The 20,682-nt window shown below is 36.0% G+C and carries 14 protein-coding genes and 1 tRNA gene; 5 read left to right on the top strand and 10 right to left on the bottom strand.

The features are described 5' to 3' along the window. Nucleotides 1-275: 275 nt before the first annotated feature. Entirely contained in the window at nucleotides 276-1,382 is a 1,107-nt protein-coding gene (locus V4B18_RS04335; RefSeq protein ID WP_455475253.1) for a branched-chain amino acid aminotransferase, read from the top strand. A 100-nt stretch (nucleotides 1,383-1,482) separates the two neighbouring features. Here the strand turns inward: V4B18_RS04335 and glpX are convergent, their stop codons facing one another. The 3 genes from glpX to V4B18_RS04320 form a co-directional block, all read right to left on the bottom strand. Then, nucleotides 1,483-2,469 carry a class II fructose-bisphosphatase gene (glpX, locus tag V4B18_RS04330; protein ID WP_455475252.1) on the bottom strand — a complete coding sequence of 329 codons (987 nt, stop codon included), beginning with the start codon at nucleotides 2,467-2,469 and terminating at the stop codon, nucleotides 1,483-1,485. Between the two features lie 146 nt (nucleotides 2,470-2,615). Continuing rightward, nucleotides 2,616-3,926: a homoserine dehydrogenase gene (locus V4B18_RS04325; protein WP_455475251.1), complete on the bottom strand. Its 1,311-nt coding sequence runs from the start codon at nucleotides 3,924-3,926 to the stop codon at nucleotides 2,616-2,618. 611 nt (nucleotides 3,927-4,537) lie between these two features. Next, nucleotides 4,538-4,861: a hypothetical protein gene (locus V4B18_RS04320; RefSeq protein WP_455475250.1), complete on the bottom strand. Its 324-nt coding sequence runs from the start codon at nucleotides 4,859-4,861 to the stop codon at nucleotides 4,538-4,540. A gap of 239 nt (nucleotides 4,862-5,100) precedes the next feature. On the opposite strand from V4B18_RS04320, the gene V4B18_RS04315 reads away from it, so the two are divergent. The 3 genes from V4B18_RS04315 to V4B18_RS04305 all read left to right on the top strand — a co-directional run bounded on the left by V4B18_RS04315 (nucleotide 5,101) and on the right by V4B18_RS04305 (nucleotide 8,375). Continuing rightward, nucleotides 5,101-5,175, top strand: a tRNA-Glu gene (locus V4B18_RS04315). Between the two features lie 441 nt (nucleotides 5,176-5,616). Then, nucleotides 5,617-6,831 carry an NADP-dependent isocitrate dehydrogenase gene (locus V4B18_RS04310; RefSeq protein ID WP_455475249.1) on the top strand — a complete coding sequence of 405 codons (1,215 nt, stop codon included), beginning with the start codon at nucleotides 5,617-5,619 and terminating at the stop codon, nucleotides 6,829-6,831. Between the two features lie 116 nt (nucleotides 6,832-6,947). Next, entirely contained in the window at nucleotides 6,948-8,375 is a 1,428-nt protein-coding gene (locus V4B18_RS04305; RefSeq protein WP_455475248.1) for an MFS transporter, read from the top strand. 19 nt (nucleotides 8,376-8,394) lie between these two features. Here the strand turns inward: V4B18_RS04305 and V4B18_RS04300 are convergent, their stop codons facing one another. The 7 genes from V4B18_RS04300 to ssb all read right to left on the bottom strand — a co-directional run bounded on the left by V4B18_RS04300 (nucleotide 8,395) and on the right by ssb (nucleotide 17,327). Continuing rightward, nucleotides 8,395-9,615, bottom strand: coding sequence for an MFS transporter (locus tag V4B18_RS04300; RefSeq protein WP_455475247.1), 1,221 nt, complete (start codon nucleotides 9,613-9,615; stop codon nucleotides 8,395-8,397). A 789-nt stretch (nucleotides 9,616-10,404) separates the two neighbouring features. Then, nucleotides 10,405-11,529: a tRNA guanosine(34) transglycosylase Tgt gene (gene tgt / locus V4B18_RS04295; RefSeq protein ID WP_455475246.1), complete on the bottom strand. Its 1,125-nt coding sequence runs from the start codon at nucleotides 11,527-11,529 to the stop codon at nucleotides 10,405-10,407. A gap of 626 nt (nucleotides 11,530-12,155) precedes the next feature. Further along, nucleotides 12,156-12,668, bottom strand: a complete 513-nt coding sequence (locus V4B18_RS04290) for a peptidylprolyl isomerase (RefSeq protein ID WP_455475245.1) — start codon at nucleotides 12,666-12,668, stop codon at nucleotides 12,156-12,158. Nucleotides 12,669-12,686: 18 nt separating this feature from the next. After that, nucleotides 12,687-13,262 (bottom strand): peptidylprolyl isomerase, encoded by a 576-nt coding sequence (locus tag V4B18_RS04285; protein WP_455475244.1) that lies wholly within the window; start codon nucleotides 13,260-13,262, stop codon nucleotides 12,687-12,689. Continuing rightward, nucleotides 13,252-13,770: a pantetheine-phosphate adenylyltransferase gene (coaD, locus tag V4B18_RS04280; RefSeq protein WP_455476529.1), complete on the bottom strand. Its 519-nt coding sequence runs from the start codon at nucleotides 13,768-13,770 to the stop codon at nucleotides 13,252-13,254. Before coaD ends, V4B18_RS04285 begins: the two co-directional genes overlap by 11 nt. 24 nt (nucleotides 13,771-13,794) lie before the next feature. Then, nucleotides 13,795-16,575, bottom strand: coding sequence for a DNA gyrase subunit A (gyrA, locus tag V4B18_RS04275; RefSeq protein WP_455475243.1), 2,781 nt, complete (start codon nucleotides 16,573-16,575; stop codon nucleotides 13,795-13,797). Nucleotides 16,576-16,808: 233 nt separating this feature from the next. Then, a complete protein-coding gene (gene ssb / locus V4B18_RS04270) occupies nucleotides 16,809-17,327 on the bottom strand; it encodes a single-stranded DNA-binding protein (protein ID WP_455475242.1) in 519 nt (172 codons plus the stop codon). Nucleotides 17,328-17,549: 222 nt separating this feature from the next. On the opposite strand from ssb, the gene uvrA reads away from it, so the two are divergent. Beyond that, complete coding sequence (gene uvrA, locus V4B18_RS04265; protein ID WP_455475241.1) at nucleotides 17,550-20,450, top strand: excinuclease ABC subunit UvrA; 2,901 nt, start codon at nucleotides 17,550-17,552, stop codon at nucleotides 20,448-20,450. Nucleotides 20,451-20,682 lie beyond the last annotated feature (232 nt).

Genomic DNA, 20,682 nt, shown 5'->3' with positions numbered 1-20,682 from the left:
TTTAATTTTTCTGCCTTTCGTTATTTGGTAGTATAGTATAAAAGCAATTAAAATCTTTACTTAGCAAAACAATAATCAATTATAAAAGTTCCAAATTATTTTATCGAAGAGAATTTATGAAAACATAATCAAAATAGCTCTATTAATAATCTTCATTTTTAATTTTATAATAATTGTTTATTTTAAAATACTTATCATAACATCATTATATAATTATTTTTACTTATTTAATAAAATATATATAAAAATAATACATATCTTAGAAAGTTTTATTTATGAAATCTTCCACATCATCGCTTCAATTTAAAATAGAAAAACATCCGTCCCCTCTATCAGACGAGAATCGTGAAAAAATTTTAAAAAATCCTGGATTTGGTCAATTTTTTACAGATCACATGGTTATTATTCAATGGACTGAAGAAAAAGGGTGGTATAATGCCATTATTTCTCAATACAAATCTTTAGAAATCAGTCCAGCAAGTACCGTTTTGCATTATGGGCAAGAAATTTTCGAAGGATTAAAAGCATATCGTGCAAAAGATGGACGTGTTCTTTTATTTCGTCCCAATGCTAATGCACAGCGTTTTATGGAATCAGCTCGACGATTAGCTATGCCTGAATTACCAAAGGATATCTTTTTAGATGCAATTAATCAATTAGTAAAAATTGATCAAAAATGGGTTTCTGATCATCCAAATGCGAGTCTTTACATACGTCCATTCATGTTTGGTAACGAAAGCATTTTAAAGGTTCATCCTTCTCGAGAATATATCTTCTGTATCATAGCTTCTCCAGTTGAATCATATTTTTCAGAAAAAGAAAAATCTGTCAGTGTATGGATAGAAACAGATTATAGCCGCGCTGGTCCAGGCGGTACAGGCACTGCAAAATGTGGTGGAAATTATGCAGCAGGTTTGCTTGCACAAAATAGCGCAACACAAAATAATTGTAGCCAAGTACTCTTCCTTGATATGATTGAACATAAATGGATCGAAGAACTAGGTGGCATGAATGTTTGCTTTATTATGGAGAATAATACGCTTGTAACACCACCACTTAATGGAACTATTCTTCCAGGAATAACGCGTTGTTCAATTTTAAAATTAGCACAACAAATGGGCTTAACGGTAGAAGAGCGTCCTTATTCTTTTGAATCACTTAAAAAAGATGCACAAAGCGGTCATCTAAAAGAAGCTTTTGCATGTGGTACTGCTGCTGTTATTACATCAATTGGCCGCTTCAAATATAAAGATGGAGAATTCGTTATCGGAAATGAAATGATTGGGACGGTTGCAGAGCAACTTCGCACACAACTTATTGATCTACAAAGAGGAAATACAGTAGATAAAAATGGCTGGGTACATTCCGTCACACTAGCATAATGATGAGATATTTAAAAACATACCCATAAAATCTTCCGTATTCTATAGAGGTGTGATCACAAAGTGATCCCCTCTATCTCTCTATAATGACAAAAAAGTATCAATCAAATTTTGAGAGATCTCTGTGCTGTGCTTTAATATTACGAATTGTATTTGTATGTGAACGCATCACAATAGTCTCCGTCTGAATATAGCGAGGAGTAAATTTAACACCGGAAAGCATATTGCCATCAGTTACACCTGTTGCGGAAAACAAAACATCACCTTTTACCATCTCTTCCACGGTATAAGCCTTATGAGGATCATCAATTCCCATTTTAGTTGCACGTGCGATTTTTTCTTCCGTATCAAGCTGTAAACGTCCTTGCATCTGTCCACCTATACAACGCAAAGCTGCAGCAGCTAATACGCCTTCTGGTGCTCCTCCAATACCCATATAAATATCGATACCCGTTTCATCTGGATCCGTGGTATGAATAACAGCAGCAACATCACCATCACTAATTAAACGAATTGACGCACCTGTTGCACGTACTTCATTAATCAATTTCTCGTGACGCGGTCGATCCATAATACAAGCAGTAATCTTATTAATAGCCACTCCTTTAGCTTTTGCAAGTGCGTGAATATTATCAGCAGGATTGGCATCTATATCAATCATGCCTTTTGGATATCCAGGACCAATAGCAATTTTTTCCATATAAACGTCAGGAGCGTAAAGCAAATTACCCTTTTCAGCAATTGCAATCACAGCTAAAGAATTAGAAAGATTTTTTGCACAAATCGTAGTTCCTTCAAGTGGATCAAGTGCAATATCAACGGCCAATCCATTCTGAAGACCTACTTTTTCTCCAATATAAAGCATCGGAGCTTCATCACGTTCCCCTTCTCCAATCACCACAGTACCATCAACGGGCAAACGATTAAGCTCTTGGCGCATTGCATCTACAGCCGCTTGATCTGCAGCCTTCTCATCACCACGCCCGCGCCAGCGCGCAGCTGCAACGGCAGCACGTTCAGTTACACGTACCAATTCAAGCGTCAAAATACGATCAAGTCCATTTAAAATTTTCTGAGCTGTGGGCATATAAAAAATCCTACCAAATAAACGTTAGCAAGAAATATTTAACATTTATTACTAAATATTAAGAATAAAGATTTTTGCAAAGATGAAAGCTTTCCACAAGAGAAAAGATTACCTATTCTCTTTATTACAATACAAAAATTATCATTTTATGCTGCACGTTCGATACGAATGAACTGAGACTTTGCAACGAGATGACCATCTTTTTCAATGGCTGTAAGTGCCCGTCGTACATTCACTTCTGTTGTTTCATGCGTTATTAAAATAATTGTTTTAAAAATTTTATTTTCTACAAAAGGTTTTTGAACAATTGATTCTAATGAGATATAATTATCAGCCATATGCTTTGCAACCGCGGCAAAAACACCTGCACGATCATAAACGCTCAAACGAATAAAATAATCACCTGTATGATTAGCAATACACGCTTTTTTGTAAGGATTAAGTGTCAATGCCGGTAATCCTAAAACAGATGTATACTGAAAACCAGGACGCGCCTTTGCTATATGAGCCAAATCGCCAATAACTGCCGATGCTGTTGCCGCTCCTCCAGCACCAGGACCAGAAAACAATAGTTCACCCAACAAGTCACTTTGAATAGAAATAGCATTTGTCACACCATGAATCTGCGCAATCATAGATGATGTTGGAACCATTGTCGGATGAACACGTTGCTCAATCCCAGAATCAGTCTTTAACGCAACCCCTAAAAGTTTAATCCGGTAGCCTAATTCATCAGCTACACGAACATCAATTTGTGAAATATTGCTAATTCCTTCAACATAAACATTATCCAACGAAATAGAAGTTTCGAATGCTAAACTTGTTAATAAAGCGAGTTTATGAGCAGTATCATAACCTCCAATATCAAAAGATGGATTAGCTTCAGCATATCCAAGTTTCTGCGCATCTGCTAAACAATCTCTAAATGAAAGACCTTCCATGAACATACGTGTTAGTATATAATTGCAAGTTCCATTTAAAATACCATAAATCCGCGATACATGATTTCCAGAAAGTGACTCTCTCATTGCTTTGATAACAGGAATTCCACCTGCAACAGCAGCTTCAAAATTTAAAAAAACGCCTTTTTTTTCTGCACTAAGTGCAAGTGCTACCCCATGTCGAGCAAGAAGCGCTTTATTGGCAGTAACAACGTGATGTTTTGCCTCAATTGCTCCCTTAACAGCCTCATGCACGATATCTAATTCACCACCAATTAGCTCAACAAAAACATCAATTTCATCAGAAAACGCCATTTCCACAGGTGAATCAAACCATTTTACATCACTCAGATCAATTCCACGATTACGGTCTTTATCACGTGCACTAACTGCAACAACTTTAATAGGCCGACCACATCGGCAAGCCAAACTATTTGCTTTTTCACGTAAAATCCGAAAAACTGAAGTACCAACCGTACCAAGACCTCCAATACCAATTTTTAAAGCTTCTGCCATTACTCAAACTGCCTATTTCCTTGCCTCAATGAAAAAATATTTTAAATTCTGCAGAACACAGCATAAATGATATTTATCAACAATCAATATAGATGAACCATCACTGTTTTACATGGCATAAAGCTCATTTGCAGCACAATCAATCTGTCTGTTCAAACAAAAGCTCTAAAAAATATAAATATTCGTATTTTTTAAAATAGAAACCAGCATAAACCCACACTACTTCAGAAAGCAGAACGAGTTCTCAATCATTTAAATTTGCATTGCTTTATAATTCAAAAAACTATTGCAATACCAAAATTTTACTATTTAAAATAATCATTTTGCCCTAAATTGCAATTTATATTAGGAACATGAATCACAAATACTTGATTTGTCTATAACACAATTTTAAAGTACTAAAAAATATAAGACTGCAATGAAATCTCCATATCGATGACAATTTGAAACATCGATACTACACCAATCGTGCCTAAACTTCTTTTCTATGCGGCAATTCTTAAACAATGATTACCTCAAACGCATAAATTAGTAAAAGATTTAAAAATTTCTCGCTTAATCACATAGAGATGAGTGAAAAAAAATAACTATTAATTTCCACTCCATTCAATCTATTCTAATATGTTCTTGATAACATTATGCGCATCTCTTCCAACTCTAATTGAGAAAGATGAACCCGAACTTTTTTCTCTAGAAAAGGTTTTTACATGCTCTTCACTCTTTTTGTAATTGTTAATAATTCTTTGTCGACGTGTAGAACCTGCTGGTTCTATTGGAAAATTTACATGATTGTCCCCTTTTGTCTCGAAAGATTTTTGCGTAAATGAAGAACTCTCAATATGAGAAGTCGTACTCTCATCGTGCAGACACCCCGCAATAGCAAGTAAGATGGTGCAGAAAAACATTCGCCACACCAAAGATGTTGATTTTATCATTTTACTATTCCTCAAACCAAAGCACAAAAAACATCATCCAATTATTGTTGCGCTAACACTAAAACTTTCTTCATCTACCATCATATTTTTTTACACACAATTTAGAAAAGAAAGTAACTTGGATGGTGCTTATATAAGCATGTATCAAAATAATTCAACAAAGCACATTTTTTTAAAAAAAATTGCGCATAGGGCTTGCGAAGTAGAAATATCCTCTCTATAAGCTTTGTCATTGGTTTGCGCCCATCGTCTAGCGGTTAGGACATCGCCCTTTCACGGCGGAAACAGGGGTTCGATTCCCCTTGGGCGTACCATATTGTTTTTAATATTAACTATTTGATTTATTAATATTTTTTGTTTTTCAAAAAAATGAAAGAATAAAGATTTTAATATTTTTGTTGCGTATAATCGTGAAAATCACTGTGCAATTAGCTTTTTTGTCTCTTTCAAAATGATAAAAATTTATAATTCCATTTACAAAATATAATATTTCAAAAGACAACAATGGAAATAACTTAAACTCTATATCGTCATAAATACCCATCTAACCGTTTTTATAAAATTAGCTTTCCATAAATTATATAATGAATGGCGTGTTACTTTCTTTTAAATGAAAAAGCTTTACGTCCTATTGATAAATATATTTTAGCAATATTACACATGAATATACCACTATCATCCCTGTTTTTTACTTTTCATGACAATCCTGAAAATATATAGAAAATAATATCACTTTCAAAAAAGAAGGACTTCTAATGGTAAAGATAAAAGTAGAAAATCCCGTTGTTGAAATCGACGGGGATGAAATGACCCGTATCATCTGGAAATATATTAAAGAAAAACTGATTTATCCCTATCTCGATATTGATTTAAAATATTACGATCTTTCCATAGAAAATCGTGATGCAACCAATGATCAAATAACGATCGATTCTGCCAATGCTATCAAACGACATGGAGTTGGCATAAAATGCGCAACGATTACTCCTGATGAAGCACGTGTAAAAGAATTTAACCTAAAAAAAATGTGGAAATCGCCCAATGGTACAATCCGCAATATCTTAGGAGGTACTATTTTTCGCGAACCCATTATCTGCAAAAATGTTCCACGCCTCATTCCTAACTGGACAAAACCAATTATTATCGGACGTCACGCTTTTGGTGACCAATATAAAGCAACTGATTTTAAATTCCCTAGCAAAGGAAAATTGAGTATTAAATTTGTTGGTGATGACAATCAAATCATAGAACATGAAGTTTTTGATGCCCCAAGCTCAGGTGTTGCCATGGCTATGTATAATCTTGATGAATCAATTCGTGACTTTGCTCGTGCATCTTTCAATTATGGACTACAGCGAAATGTTCCAGTCTATCTTTCAACAAAAAATACTATTTTAAAAGCTTACGACGGCCGTTTTAAAGACATTTTTCAAGAAGTATTTGATGCAGAATTTAAAGATGAATTTGAAAACTGTAAATTATATTATGAGCATCGCTTGATTGATGATATGGTTGCTTCTGCACTTAAATGGTCAGGTGGCTATGTTTGGGCATGTAAAAATTATGATGGTGATGTTCAATCAGATGTTGTCGCTCAAGGTTTTGGTTCACTCGGTCTCATGACTTCTGTTCTCATGACAGCAGATGGTAAAACTGTTGAAGCAGAAGCTGCACATGGTACAGTAACACGTCATTATCGTCAGTATCAAAAAAACGAAGAAACATCAACAAATTCTATTGCCTCTATTTTTGCATGGACACGTGGATTAACACATCGTGCAAAACTAGATAGCAATGAGCAGTTAAAAAACTTTTCCACAATATTAGAAAAAGTTTGTATTAAAACCGTTGAAGAAGGCTTTATGACCAAAGATCTTGCACTTTTGATTGGACCTAAACAAAAATGGCTCTCGACAACAGGATTCCTTGATAAAGTTGATGAAAATCTCAAAAAAGCAATGATTAATTAGATAGCTTATTTAAATTCCAAAGCTCTCTTTTTATAGAGCTTTGGATATTCCCTTGGAAAATTTAAACAACTGCCTTATAAATAAAAAAATCAATTCTCTACTAAATAGCAAAAATAGTGAAAAAACAGAACTGGTCTGCACTTTTACGGGGGAAAAATGGTATTCGTTCTTTAACGTTTACGGGCGGTGTTGCACTGCACGCTGTCAACGTCTATATTGTTGCCACTATTTTACCCTCTCTTATGGAGGATATTGGAAGTGAGTTGTATTATTCTTGGGTAGCTACCATTTTTGTTACAGCATCGCTCCTTGGCACTTCACTCTCAACAAAAATATTAGAAAAAATAGGTCCTCGTAAAGCTTATGTTATTGCAGGATTTATTTTTACTATTGGCACCTTTATGTGTAGCATTGCTTCAACCATGCCGTTTTTTTTAATAGGACGCTTTGTTCAAGGTTTCGGAAGTGGTTCTTTATTATCCCTCTCTTATTCTATGGTACGTATTGTTTTCAATCCATCTTTATGGCCACACGCATTTAGTATTATTTCTGGAATGTGGGGAATATCGACTTTATTAGGACCGGCTATCGGGGGAATTTCTTTACAATATGGTGCATGGAGAACATCTTTTTGGATAGTCGGCTCATTAGCAATAGTCTTCTCACTCATAGCGCTTAAAGTTTTACCAAAAGAAAATGAAAATTGTATTTCAGCATCTCCACTTCCCTTTCCACAGCTTTGTACACTTGTTTTATTGATTTTTATCATTTCCGTTAGTGGAGCAATGGACACCACAATTGCGCAAATTTGCGGATTAGTTATCGGATTTAGTCTCCTCTTTGTTTTAGCAAAGATAGAATCATCTACACTTTATCCTATGTTGCCACACAAAACCTTTTCCTTCTCTTCTGAATTTTTTTCTGTTTATTCATTAATACTCGTTATGACTACAGTAGCCTATAGTATAGAGCTTTACTTTCCACTTTTTCTTCAAGTTCTTCACGGACACCCCCCTCTTATTGCTGGTTATATGGCAGCACTAATAAGTTTTGGTTGGACGTGTGGTTCTCTATTAAGTGTTGGTGCGTCCGCAAAAAAAACTCGCAGCATTATCGTATATTCTCCTATATTAAATCTCTTGAGTATAAGCGTCCTTTTATGGCTTGTCCCAACAGAAATTTCCACACCTGAATATACTTTTATTATTTGCTTAGCATTATTTTCTATCGGAATCAGTGCTGGTATAGCTTGGCCGCATTTATTAACGCGAATCTTACAATGTGCAAGTGATAAAGACGCATTACGTGCCAGCGAATCTCTCACTTCTGTACAATTATTTTCAGCAGCTTTAAGCACAACACTAGCAGGAACAATAACTAATCTCGCTGGTTTATTTAATCCTGGGGGAGTTGTTGGAATGATCTTCGCAGCAAAAGCTCTTCTTGCAACACTCATCAGTCTTTTATTTTGTCTTGGTATTCCATTTTCTCTGCGCGTTTCCTACAATATATTTAAAAATCCAACTAAACAACCAAATGATTAAATATTTTTCGAAAAGACATTTATAATTTAGATAAACATTGCTCACGTTTTTCTATATACCATGAAAAGCAAAAAATTAATAATCCACACAGAGTTAAAATACCCCCTAAAACAGCAGTATATTCATAACTGTAGCCTAATTTTAAAACCCACGCTCCAGACTGTGCTCCAAGAGCATTAGCAATATTAAAAGCAGATTGCATTAAAGCGCCTGCCAAAATCTGTCCATGTACAGAAACATCCATAATTTTTGTTTGTATAGAAGGCATAGATGCAAAAGAGGTTCCAACGAGAAAGCATCCTAACGCTGCCGTTAATGGGGTATAAGATAAAAAGAAAAAAAGAAAAAAAACAAATGCACTCCAAAGCATAGCAAAAAAAATCATCGGCGAAATACCGATTTTAACTGCAAATTTAGGCCCACAAAAATTACCGACAACCATTCCCAATCCAATTAACGGCATAATAAATGGAATCCAATCAAGCAAAATACCTGAAACATGCATCAACGTTGATTTAATATAAGTAAAAACAGAAAATAATCCTGATGCACCAATCGAAACCATTACCAAGAGTAACCATACCTGTTTATGCTTTAATGCACTCAATTCACATAGAGAATTTGTTCTTGGTACATTTAAAACAGAAGGCAAAAATTTCCAAATAAGGAAACAACACAATAATGCAATAACACCGACAAGGATAAAAGCGATCTGCCAACCAACAAACTGTCCAATCCAAGTTGTACTTGGTGCTCCCAAAACTGTTGCAATTGTCAAACCAAGCATAACACTGCCAACAGCTTTTGGACGCTCATTCATTTCCACCATTGAAGATGCAACTATAGTTGCAAGTCCAAAGTAAATTCCATGAGGAAGACCGCTAATGAACCGCAATGCCACTAATATGTTAAAATCAGAAAAAAAGGCACTAGCAATATTTGCTAGCGCATAAAAAAGCATCAATCCTACCAAAACAATCTTATGTGATAACTTAGCTGTTGCAATCGCAAAAAGAGGTGCCCCAATGACAACTCCTAATGCATAAGCAGAAATATATTGACCAGCTGTTGGAATATCAACATATGAGCTTTTCGCCATCTCTGGCTGTAAACCCATTGCAACAAATTCAGCAGTGCCAATAGCAAAGCCTCCCACCGCAAGGGAAAAAATTGCCAAACGCCGCGTTCTAAGATCAATTTTAAAAGGCAAAAAAGTATTTTTTTTATGAGAATTTGTCATCTGTATTGCGATACTTTAACTATGATATCATACATAAATGAACTAAAAGCATTCTTGCATCCATGCTTCTTTAATGAAGATCTGAAAATATTTTTTATAGTAAAAAGAACAACATCTTGAATTTTTTTATAGTGATATACTAATATATATTCATAAATAAAACTTGTGACTTTAAACTCCATTGCAACTGTAACGTTTACAATCTAAATGGAATTTTAATTATTAAAATATTGCTCCAATAAAAACAAACTCAACATTCTATAATAATTAAACCGTTTGTGTCATCTTAACCTTTATTTTAGAGTAAACTGTCTTCACATAACCATAATTGAAACAGTTTTTATCTTTACATAAAATCTTGTAAAGTTTTCAATTAAACAATGGATTCCCAAAAATTATTTTTTATACAGAAGTGAACTATCTTTACACATTTTATCGATATTTCATTATTAACAATGAAAAACAAAAAATACTTCATAAAAATGCAATTTTCATACTTCTTTAAAGGTTCACTAACTCCTCATTAACATTGTTGATTTAAATAATCACCAGAAACAGAAAAAACTGTTTTTCTCTGGATCAGGTAGCGCGTACCGGAGTAATGATTTCTGTTTAAGAATGCAACAGCAAGAAAAATATGCATTGATAAAACTGCGCATCCATCTCTTAGGATAGCGCAGTTTTATGCTTTTTGAAAGCACTATTCAAACATTCATCTTTTAGTAAAAACTCTTCATAGAAATAATAAATTAAACAATGTGAAAAAGTAAATTCCATATATAATATGTATTATGGTTGTCGTCCTTGTGCCCATAAAGCTCTCGTTTCAGCACAAAAATCAGCATAACATTCAGATTCAATAGAATCACGAATTCCTTGCATAAGTTGTTGATAATAAAAAAGATTATTCCATGTTAATAACATCCCACCAAGAGATTCACCAGATTTGATCAAATGGTGTAAATAAGCACAACTGTAATCATATGCAGCAGGACAAAGCGATTGTGGATCAAGAGGATATGGATCCTCTGCATAGCGCGCATTGCGTAAATTAATTTTACCAAAGCGCGTAAAAGCCAACCCATGGCGTCCTGCACGCGTTGGCAAAACACAATCAAACATATCAATACCACGAGCAACACTTTTTAAAATATCATCAGGCGTGCCTACCCCCATAAGATAACGTGGCTTATCTTCTGGCAAAATCATACAAGTAGCATCCAATACAGCCATCATAACACTTTGCGGTTCACCGACAGCAAGCCCCCCAATAGCATAGCCTTTTAAATCCATCTCTTTCAATGCTTGTGCAGAGCGTTCGCGCAGCTTCATATTATCACCACCTTGAACGATACCAAACAGTGCTTTATCTGGCTGTTCACCAAAAGCCGTTTTACAACGCTGTGCCCATCGCAATGAAAGCTCCATAGCAGCTTCCATTTCTTTTTCACTTGCAGGCAATGCAATACATTGATCCAACTGCATCTGGACATCTGAACCAAGAAGCCCTTGAATTTCGATAGAACGCTCTGGACTCATTTCATAGTACGCTCCATTAATGTAGGAGCGAAAAATCACACCTTGTTCCGTAATTTTACGAATTCCTGCAAGAGACATAACTTGAAATCCACCAGAATCCGTTAAAATAGGTTCAGGCCAACATGCAAATTTATGTAAGCCTCCTAGACGCGCAACACGCTCAGCTCCCGGTCGTAACATTAAATGATAAGTATTGCCCAAAATAATATCTGCCCCAAGAGCACGAATCTGATCCATATACATGGCCTTAACAGTACCTGCCGTTCCAACAGGCATAAATGCAGGCGTACGAATACACCCACGTCCTGTTATAATTTCGCCCCGTCGCGCATATCCATCTTGAGCAATTTTTCTATAGTGAAATGTTTTGATCATTACTCTTATCTTTTTTATTCCATAAATTCACATCGCTATAAAAAGAAAAGCTATACCTTTTCTGATAGCATCGTCATAAATTTTATGAATTAATTTTTGCTTTGCTAAACACTATGTGATCAGCATAAAAAACGAAATAGGACAAGTGGAATATTTGTTATCAAGCAATTATTACAGTAAAAGCAATAATCTAAGTTCATAAAAATATCAGCAGTATCTAACAACACAATACTTTTAAATGCCTGCACTACCCACCATAATATTAGATAATGTGACTAATATTTTAACATTTATTTTCATATGACTTTACTACAAAAAATACTTAAGCAAATGTGATATGAATAAAGAAACGCTTGATTACGACACCTAAATGATCTTCACAGCTTTTAAATCAATATGTACTTCTGATCACCAATAAAAAAGGCATGATGAGAAAATCTCATCACACTTATTTTTGAAAAACACAAAAAGCAGTATTTTTATTTAAATATACTGGCCTTAATCTGATATATTACGCTTAAGAAACTAAAATTTAAAAATTTTATTTACATAAAATATAAAATTCAGACTCGCTTTAATGAAACCTAAAACAGCTGTAAATAGCAATTATCATTTAATATTTTATATTATTTCATGTCCGCCGCAATTGTAGCTTTAGTGATTGCATCAGGATCTACAACCGGCTCTCCGCGCTTAATTTGATCGATATTTTCCATACCTTCAATGACCTGCCCCCATATCGAATATTGACGGTTAAGCCAAGGAGCATCTGCAAAGCAGATAAAAAACTGCGAATTAGCGGAATTTGGATTCTGACTACGAGCCATAGAAACTGTACCACGCTTATGAGAAAGATTTGAAAATTCTGCTGTCAAATCGGATTTATCTGACCCTCCCATACCAGCACGTGATAAATTGAATTTCTCGCTGTTCTTTTTTCCAAATTGAACATCACCAGTTTGTGCCATAAATCCATCAATAACGCGATGAAAAATAACATTATCATAAGCACCTTCGCGTACGAGCTCTTTAATACGTGCAACATGATTAGGAGCTAAATCAGCAAGAAGCTCAATAACAACTCTGCCCTTTGTTGTTTCAAGAATTAATGTATTTTCTAAATCTTTAGTTTCTGCCATACGGCTAACTCCTTTATCTCACTTATCAGCTTGTAAATAGGCTGCATTAATAGCATCAGGATTTTTTACAAATCCATCACCACTTGCAGTACCTTTCTTAATTTTATCAACAACCTCCATTCCTTTTATCACTTCTCCGATCACAGTATACTGACCATTCAAAAAATCAGCATCATCAAAACAAATGAAAAATTGAGAATTTGCTGAATGAAGATCTTGTGAACGTGCCATACCAACAGTCCCACGCTTAAATGGCTGCTTTGAAAATTCTGCCACTATATTGGGATAATTTGATCCTCCCATACCAGCGCGTTTAAGATCAAAACTTTCACTATCTTTTTTTCCAAATTTTACGTCACCAGTCTGTGCCATAAAGCCAGGAATAACACGGTGAAATACAACATTGTTGTAAGCACCTTCTTCTGTTAATTTTTTTATTTGCGCAACATGTTTAGGAGCTAGATCAGGACGTAAACGAATAACCACATCACCATTTTTAAGAGATAAAACAAGGATATTAGAATCATTTGCTAAAACGTCAAATGAAAAGAAATAAAAAATACATGTCAAAATGGCAAAAATTCTAAGATACACAATCATTTTCTCCTAAAGATTGAAATTTTAAATGCAAAGCTTGTGCAACGTTTGGAGGCACAAAAGGTGAGACATTCCCTCCCATAGAAGCAACTTGGCGCACCAACGTGGAAGTTATCGCACGCCCAGAAACACTCGCTGGCAAAAAAACAGTTTGTAATTCAGGAGCAATGATGCCGTTCATCCCAGCCATCTGCATTTCATAATCAAGATCAGTACCATCACGCAATCCACGAATAAGAAATGAAGCACCAATTTCGCGCGCCTTATCAATCAAAAGATTATCAAATGAAATAACTTGCACTCTATCAGAACCTACTTTTAACAAGTCTCGTCTTACCTGCATAATTAAATCAACACGCTCTTCAAAACTAAAAAGCATTCTTTTTTTAGCATGCACACCTATAGCCACGACTACTTTGTCAGCTAAAACTAAACCACCCTTCAAAACATCAAGATGACCGTTTGTAAGAGGATCGAAAGAACCCGCATAAAGAGCAATTCTCATCACCTTACTTCACTACCTTCAAAATTACTTCTTTTCATTAATATCAATCGTATTGGAATGCATTTCACATTCATTATCTAATTGATTAACATCATCTTCAGATTCAGAAATACGCTCAACTGAAACCACTTTTTCTCCCTCTGCTGTATTGAAGATTGTTACCCCTTTAGTTGAACGACCAGCTATACGGATGCCATCAACAGGAACACGAATAAGCTGCCCCCCATCAGACACCAACATAATCTGATCTTGCGCTTTCACCGGAAAAGCCGCCACTAACTTACCAATTTCTGCCGTTTTAGACGGATCTGTTGCGCGAATTCCTTTTCCTCCACGCCCCGAAATACGAAACTCATAAGAGGAAGATCGCTTTCCATAACCAAATTCGCTTACTGTTAAAAGCATCTGCTCACGAGCATTTAATTCTACATATCGTTCATCTGTCAACTCCATTTCAGCTTCCCCATCATCTTCATCAAGAGTTGAAATATCTTCAGCATCTACACCAATTGCACGACGCTCATTAATCACACGCTTGATATAAGCAGAACGCTCAACTGAAGTTGCCTCAACATGCTCTAAGATAGTCATTGAAATGACCTGATCACCTTTAGCTAAATTAATACCACGCACCCCTACTGAATTACGTCCTGCAAATACACGAACCTCAGTAACTGGGAAACGAATACACTGTCCATTAGCAGTTGTAAGAACGACATCATCATGTTCTGTACAAGTTTCTACAGAAAGAATTTCATCTCCCTCTTCGTCAAGCTTCATTGCAATTTTGCCATTACGATTAACTTGAACAAAATCGGATAATTTATTACGACGCACCGTTCCACGCGTCGTTGCAAACATAACATCTAACGCGCTCCAACTTGTCTCTTCTTCTGGCAAAGGCATAATAGTTGTTATGCGTTCATCTTGCTGTAAAGGAAGCAAATTAATCAGAGCTCGTCCGCGTGATTGCGGCGTACCAATAGGCAAACGCCAAACTTTTTCCTTGTAAACAATCCCCCGAGACGAAAAGAAAAGAACTGGTGTATGCGTATTAGCTACAAACAAACGCGTTACAAAATCCTCATCCTTTGTTGACATACCAGAACGCCCCTTACCACCGCGCCGCTGCGCACGGTATGTATTAAGGGGCACACGCTTAATATAGCCACTATGACTAACTGTTACTACCATATCCTCTGATGCGATTAGATCTTCATGATCCATCTCAGCACTACCAGAACCAAACACTGTGCGTCGAGAAGTTGCAAATTCTTCACGAAGAGCATTTAATTCATCTTTAACAATGCTCATGATGCGAGAACGCGATGCCAAAATATGAAGATAATTGGTAATATCTGCCCCAATCTTATTTAATTCATCAGCAATTTCATCACGTCCGAGCGCTGTCAACCTTTGCAAACGCAATTCTAAAATAGCACGCGCTTGTTCTTCAGATAAATGATAAGTATTATCCTCATGAATAATATGACGAGGATCATCAATAAGTTTTATCAAAGGCGCTACATCAGCAGCCAACCAACGCCGTTCCATTAACTGTATACGTGCTGTTTGTGGATCAGATGCCTTACGAATTAAGGCTATAATCTCATCAATATTGGCAACAGCAATAGCAAGACCAACCAAAACGTGCGCACGCTCACGTGCTTTACGCAAGAGATATTTTGTTCGCCGACTTACAACCTCTTCTCGGAAAGAAACAAATGCACGAAGCATATCAAGCAGCGTCATTTGTTCAGGTTTTCCCCCATTTAACGCAACCATATTACAACCAAAAGAAGTTTGCAGTGGCGTATAACGGTATAATTGGTTCAAAACAACATCCGCAACAACATCTTTTTTCAATTCAATAACAACACGATATCCATCACGATCAGACTCATCACGCAAATCGGCAATTCCTTCGATGCGTTTATCACGCACCAATTCGGCCATTTTCTCAATCATCGCTGCCTTATTAACTTGATAAGGTATTTCGCTTACAATGATTGCTTGTCGACCATTACGCACTTCTTCAATATCAACCTTAGCGCGCATAATGATTGAACCTCTGCCTGTTTCATAAGCCGAACGAACACCAGAGCGACCAAGAATAATGCCACCAGTGGGGAAATCGGGCCCAGGAATGATTTCAATCATTTTATCAAGCGTTATATTAGGGTCATCAATCAAAGCAATGCAGCCATCGACAATCTCACCAAGATTATGAGGAGGAATATTGGTTGCCATTCCAACAGCAATACCACCTGATCCATTAACCAAAAGATTAGGAAAACGTGCTGGTAAGACCACGGGTTCACGCTCACGCCCATCATAATTATCCTGAAAATCAACGGTGTCTTTATCAATATCAGCTAAAAGCTCTTCTGAAACCTTTTCTAAACGACACTCTGTATAGCGCATTGCAGCAGGTGGATCACCATCAACAGAACCAAAATTGCCTTGACCATCAATTAACGGATTTCGCAAAGAAAAATCCTGTGCCATACGCACCAATGCATCATAAATCGAAGCATCACCATGAGGATGGAATTTTCCCATAACTTCACCGACAACACCCGCAGACTTACGATAAGACTTATTAAAAGAAAGCCCCATCTCATTCATGGCATGTAAAATACGCCGATGAACAGGTTTAAGGCCATCACGTACATCAGGAAGTGCACGTGAAACAATCACGCTCATTGCATAATCAAGATAAGAGCGTTGCATTTCATCGATAATGCTAACTGGTTCAACACCATTTAACACATCACGTTCTGGTAGTGGAGTAAGATCAGTCACAATTTTCAGACTTTCAAAAAAAGAATCACTTCACTCTATTTTTATATATAAAAATACGTCAAAACACCAATTCTCCTCTCACAATGAAGGAGGAATTTAACAATATTCAAATAAATTACCTATTGTACCCAAAATTGCAAACAAAGAAAAAAACTCCCCCCATGAGTTTTAAGAAACTCAAATAAATAATTAAAAAAACATAAAAAGCAATAATAGTAAACTTTAAAGTACTATCAAAAAGGTACATCATCATCTAATTTTTGTGAAAAACTTTCTCCCGAAAATTCATTATTTTGACCAAAAGCATTTCTCTGATTTGAATTACTATCATCAAAGTTACCGCTACTATAATTACCGCTTTGCTGATTTGCTCCATGCATTTGCTCTCCACTCGCAGCCAATCGCCCATCAAGCATTTGTAATTCACCACGGTACTTTTGCAAAACAATCTCTGTTGTATAGCGATCATTGCCATTTTGATCTTGCCATTTGCGTGTCTGCAACTGACCTTCAATGTAAATTTTACTTCCTTTTTTTACATATTGCTCCACAATCTTGATAAGATTTTCATTAAAAATAACAACACTATGCCACTCTGTGCGCTCTTTACGCTCATTTGTAGTGCGATCGCGCCAACTTTCAGAAGTAGCAATACGCAAATTTGCCACTTGATCACCAGAATTTAAACGCCGAATTTCTGGATCTGCACCCAAATTACCAATCAAAATAACTTTATTAAGGCTGCCAGCCATAGTATAAACTCCAAAATCTTAAACTACATTATTATAACAAAATATGACAAAAACATATAGTATATTCCATTACTGAAAATAAAACGCTACTATCCTCATCTTTTTCTTACAAAATTTGCAACCTTCACTCTTCTTAAATAATTAAGCAAACTATAATGACAAATAAATAGTTCTACCCCAATTTTAAATGTTCAATTCTTATCACATATGCTAAGGATAGACATGCTCCATCAAAAATATATCTCCATTCGCGGTGCCCGTGAACATAACCTTAAAAATATTGATCTAGATATTCCTCGTGACAAAATAATTGTGATAACAGGACTTTCTGGATCAGGTAAATCATCCTTAGCTTTTGATACAATATATGCCGAAGGTCAGCGCCGTTATGTTGAAAGTCTTTCCGCTTATGCGCGTCAATTTTTAGAAGTAATGCAAAAGCCAGATGTTGACAGAATAGATGGACTTTCTCCCGCTATTTCCATTGAACAAAAAACAACCAGCAAAAACCCCCGCTCAACGGTGGGAACTGTCACAGAAATCTATGACTATATGCGTCTTCTTTTTGCGCGTATTGGTGTTCCACATTCTCCGGTTACGGGGCTACCTATTGAAAGCCAGACAATAAGTCAAATGGTAGATCAAGTTATGGACTTACCAGAAGGTACACGAATTTTTATTATGGCTCCTTTAGTGCGAGGACGAAAAGGGGAATATAAAAAAGAGCTAGCAGAACTTTTAAAAAAAGGCTTCCAACGCGTTAAAATTGATGGAAAATTTTATGAAATCCCTGATGTTCCTCCCCTTGATAAAAAGTATAAACACGACATAGATATAATAGTCGACCGCATTGTTGTACGTGATGATATTGCGTCTCGCTTAGCTGACAGTATAGAAACATGCTTAAAGCTAGCAAATGGAATTGCCATTGCTGAAATGGCAGATCAACCTTTGGCACAAAGAGAAAGTGCTAAAGAATCTGTCAATAAATCCAAAAATGAAACACATAAGCGGCTAATTTTTTCGGAAAAATTTTCTTGCCCCATATCTGGATTTTCTATCCCCGAGATTGAACCGCGGTTATTTTCATTCAATAACCCTTTTGGAGCTTGCCCTGTTTGTGATGGACTGGGCTCAAAAAGGATAATTGATCCAGAAAAAATCATACCAAATAAAAATCTTACCTTAAAAGCTGGAGCAATTGTTCCTTGGTCTAAATCGTCCTCATCTTTTCATAACCAAACCTTGGAAACATTAGGAAAAATTTATGAATTTAAACTCACAGATAAGTGGTCTGCACTTTCAAATGAAGCAAAACATGCCATTCTATATGGTATAAAAGAAAAAGAAGTTTTTTCTGGACGTAAAAATGATTCAAATGTTGATAAAATAATTCAACATTTTGAAGGCATTATTCCAAATATGCAACGACGGTGGGAAAAACCAGATTCTGCGTGGTCACGTGAAGAAATTGAGCGCTATATGTCTTCTTCACCCTGTCCGGCTTGCCATGGTTACCGTTTAAAACCAGAAGCACTAGCTATTAAAATCCATGGAATGCACATTGGACAAATATCAGAACTTTCTATCTTAAAAGCAGATAACTGGTTTGCCAATATTCATCAATATCTAACTGAAAAACAACGTAATATAGCACTCCGTATTTTAAAAGAAATTCGCGAACGCTTGGCTTTTTTAAATCATGTAGGACTTGAATATCTTACCTTATCTCGAAATTCAGGCACACTTTCAGGTGGAGAAAGTCAACGTATTCGATTAGCATCCCAGATTGGATCTGGCCTTACAGGTGTCCTTTATATTTTAGATGAACCATCTATCGGTTTACACCAGCGCGATAATGAACGCCTCCTGAAAATGCTGCATCATCTGCGCGATCTGGGCAATACAGTTATTGTTGTTGAACATGATGAAGATGCCATTCTTAATGCGGATCATGTTGTTGATATTGGTCCTGCTGCTGGCATTCATGGTGGAGAAATCATAGCTCAAGGCACACCACAAGAAATTATAAAAAATCCATCTTCCCTCACAGGTCAATACCTTTCAGGGAAAATGGCAATTACAGTGCCTACTCAACGACGAAAAGTATCAAAATTAAAAACACTTAAAGTAATAGGCGCTAAAGGCAATAACCTAAAAAATATCAATGCAAGCATCCCTCTTGGCACCTTCACATGCATAACAGGAATTTCAGGTGGAGGAAAATCAACATTCCTTATAGAAACTCTTTTTAAAGCTGCATCACGTCATATCATGGGAAGTCATCACAACCCAGCAAGCTATGATAAAATTGAAGGATTAGAATTTCTCGATAAGGTTATCGATATAGATCAATCGCCCATTGGTCGCACTCCCCGCTCTAATCCAGCAACCTATACAGGAGCATTTACCCCAATTCGTGAGTGGTTTGCCGAACTTCCTGAATCAAAGGCACGCGGTTATAAAGCAGGACGTTTTTCATTTAATGTTAAAGGAGGACGATGCGAAGCATGTCAAGGTGATGGAGTAATTAAAATTGAAATGCACTTTTTACCCGATGTTTATGTTACCTGCGATATATGCCAAGGCAAACGCTACAATCGAGAAACATTGGAAGTAAAATTTAAAGGAAAATCCATCGCAGATATTTTAGATATGACAATCGAAAAAGCAGAAGAATTTTTTCAAGCTATTCCTGCTATTCATAATAAAATGAAAACCCTCATCAAAGTTGGCCTTGGCTATATCAAAGTGGGGCAGCAAGCCACAACTCTTTCTGGCGGTGAAGCGCAACGTGTAAAACTTGCCAAAGAACTTTCACGCAAAACAACGGGACACACGCTTTATATTTTGGATGAACCAACAACAGGTCTGCATTTTCATGATATTTCTAAACTTCTTGAAGTATTGCATGAACTCGTCGATCAAGGTAATACAATTGCAGTAATTGAACATAACCTTGAAGTAATAAAGACAGCTGACTGGATTATTGATTTAGGGCCAGAAGGTGGTGATCGCGGCGGTGAAATTGTTGCAAGTGGGCGACCTGAAGATATTATTAATGTTTCCGCTTCTTACACTGGAAAATTTTTAAAAGAGGTTTTATTACGCCAACCATCATAACCCTAATATTTAAAGAAATAATAAAATTATGAAATACACAATGACAAATAAAAAATTTAACAAAAATATTTCTATTGTATTATCTTGACTTTCCATAAATCTTGCAGCTTTTTTCAGAAATATAGCGCTTAATTTTACATTATAAAAGAATCTTTTCAAAAAGAGCACATGATTTCATAATTTTTTTCGTATAGAAAGTATTTGTTGGCACATCTCATTGTTGCCAATATAA

The organism is Bartonella sp. B17, from assembly GCF_053795755.1.
The sequence above is the reverse complement of the archived record's forward strand: the minus strand, read 5'-3'. Positions and strand labels throughout refer to the sequence as shown.

Bases quoted from the DNA above. Each gene is read 5' to 3' on its own strand.
- glpX (WP_455475252.1), bottom strand. From the start codon at position 2,469: ATGCCCACAGCTCAGAAAATTTTAAATGGACTTGATCGTATTTTGACG.
- V4B18_RS04325 (WP_455475251.1), bottom strand. From the start codon at position 3,926: ATGGCAGAAGCTTTAAAAATTGGTATTGGAGGTCTTGGTACGGTTGGT.
- V4B18_RS04300 (WP_455475247.1), bottom strand. From the start codon at position 9,615: ATGACAAATTCTCATAAAAAAAATACTTTTTTGCCTTTTAAAATTGAT.
- V4B18_RS04335 (WP_455475253.1), top strand. From the start codon at position 276: ATGAAATCTTCCACATCATCGCTTCAATTTAAAATAGAAAAACATCCG.
- uvrA (WP_455475241.1), top strand. From the start codon at position 17,550: ATGCTCCATCAAAAATATATCTCCATTCGCGGTGCCCGTGAACATAAC.
- V4B18_RS04320 (WP_455475250.1), bottom strand. From the start codon at position 4,861: ATGATAAAATCAACATCTTTGGTGTGGCGAATGTTTTTCTGCACCATC.
- tgt (WP_455475246.1), bottom strand. From the start codon at position 11,529: ATGATCAAAACATTTCACTATAGAAAAATTGCTCAAGATGGATATGCG.
- V4B18_RS04290 (WP_455475245.1), bottom strand. From the start codon at position 12,668: ATGGCAGAAACTAAAGATTTAGAAAATACATTAATTCTTGAAACAACA.
- V4B18_RS04310 (WP_455475249.1), top strand. From the start codon at position 5,617: ATGGTAAAGATAAAAGTAGAAAATCCCGTTGTTGAAATCGACGGGGAT.
- coaD (WP_455476529.1), bottom strand. From the start codon at position 13,770: ATGAGAATTGCTCTTTATGCGGGTTCTTTCGATCCTCTTACAAACGGT.
- ssb (WP_455475242.1), bottom strand. From the start codon at position 17,327: ATGGCTGGCAGCCTTAATAAAGTTATTTTGATTGGTAATTTGGGTGCA.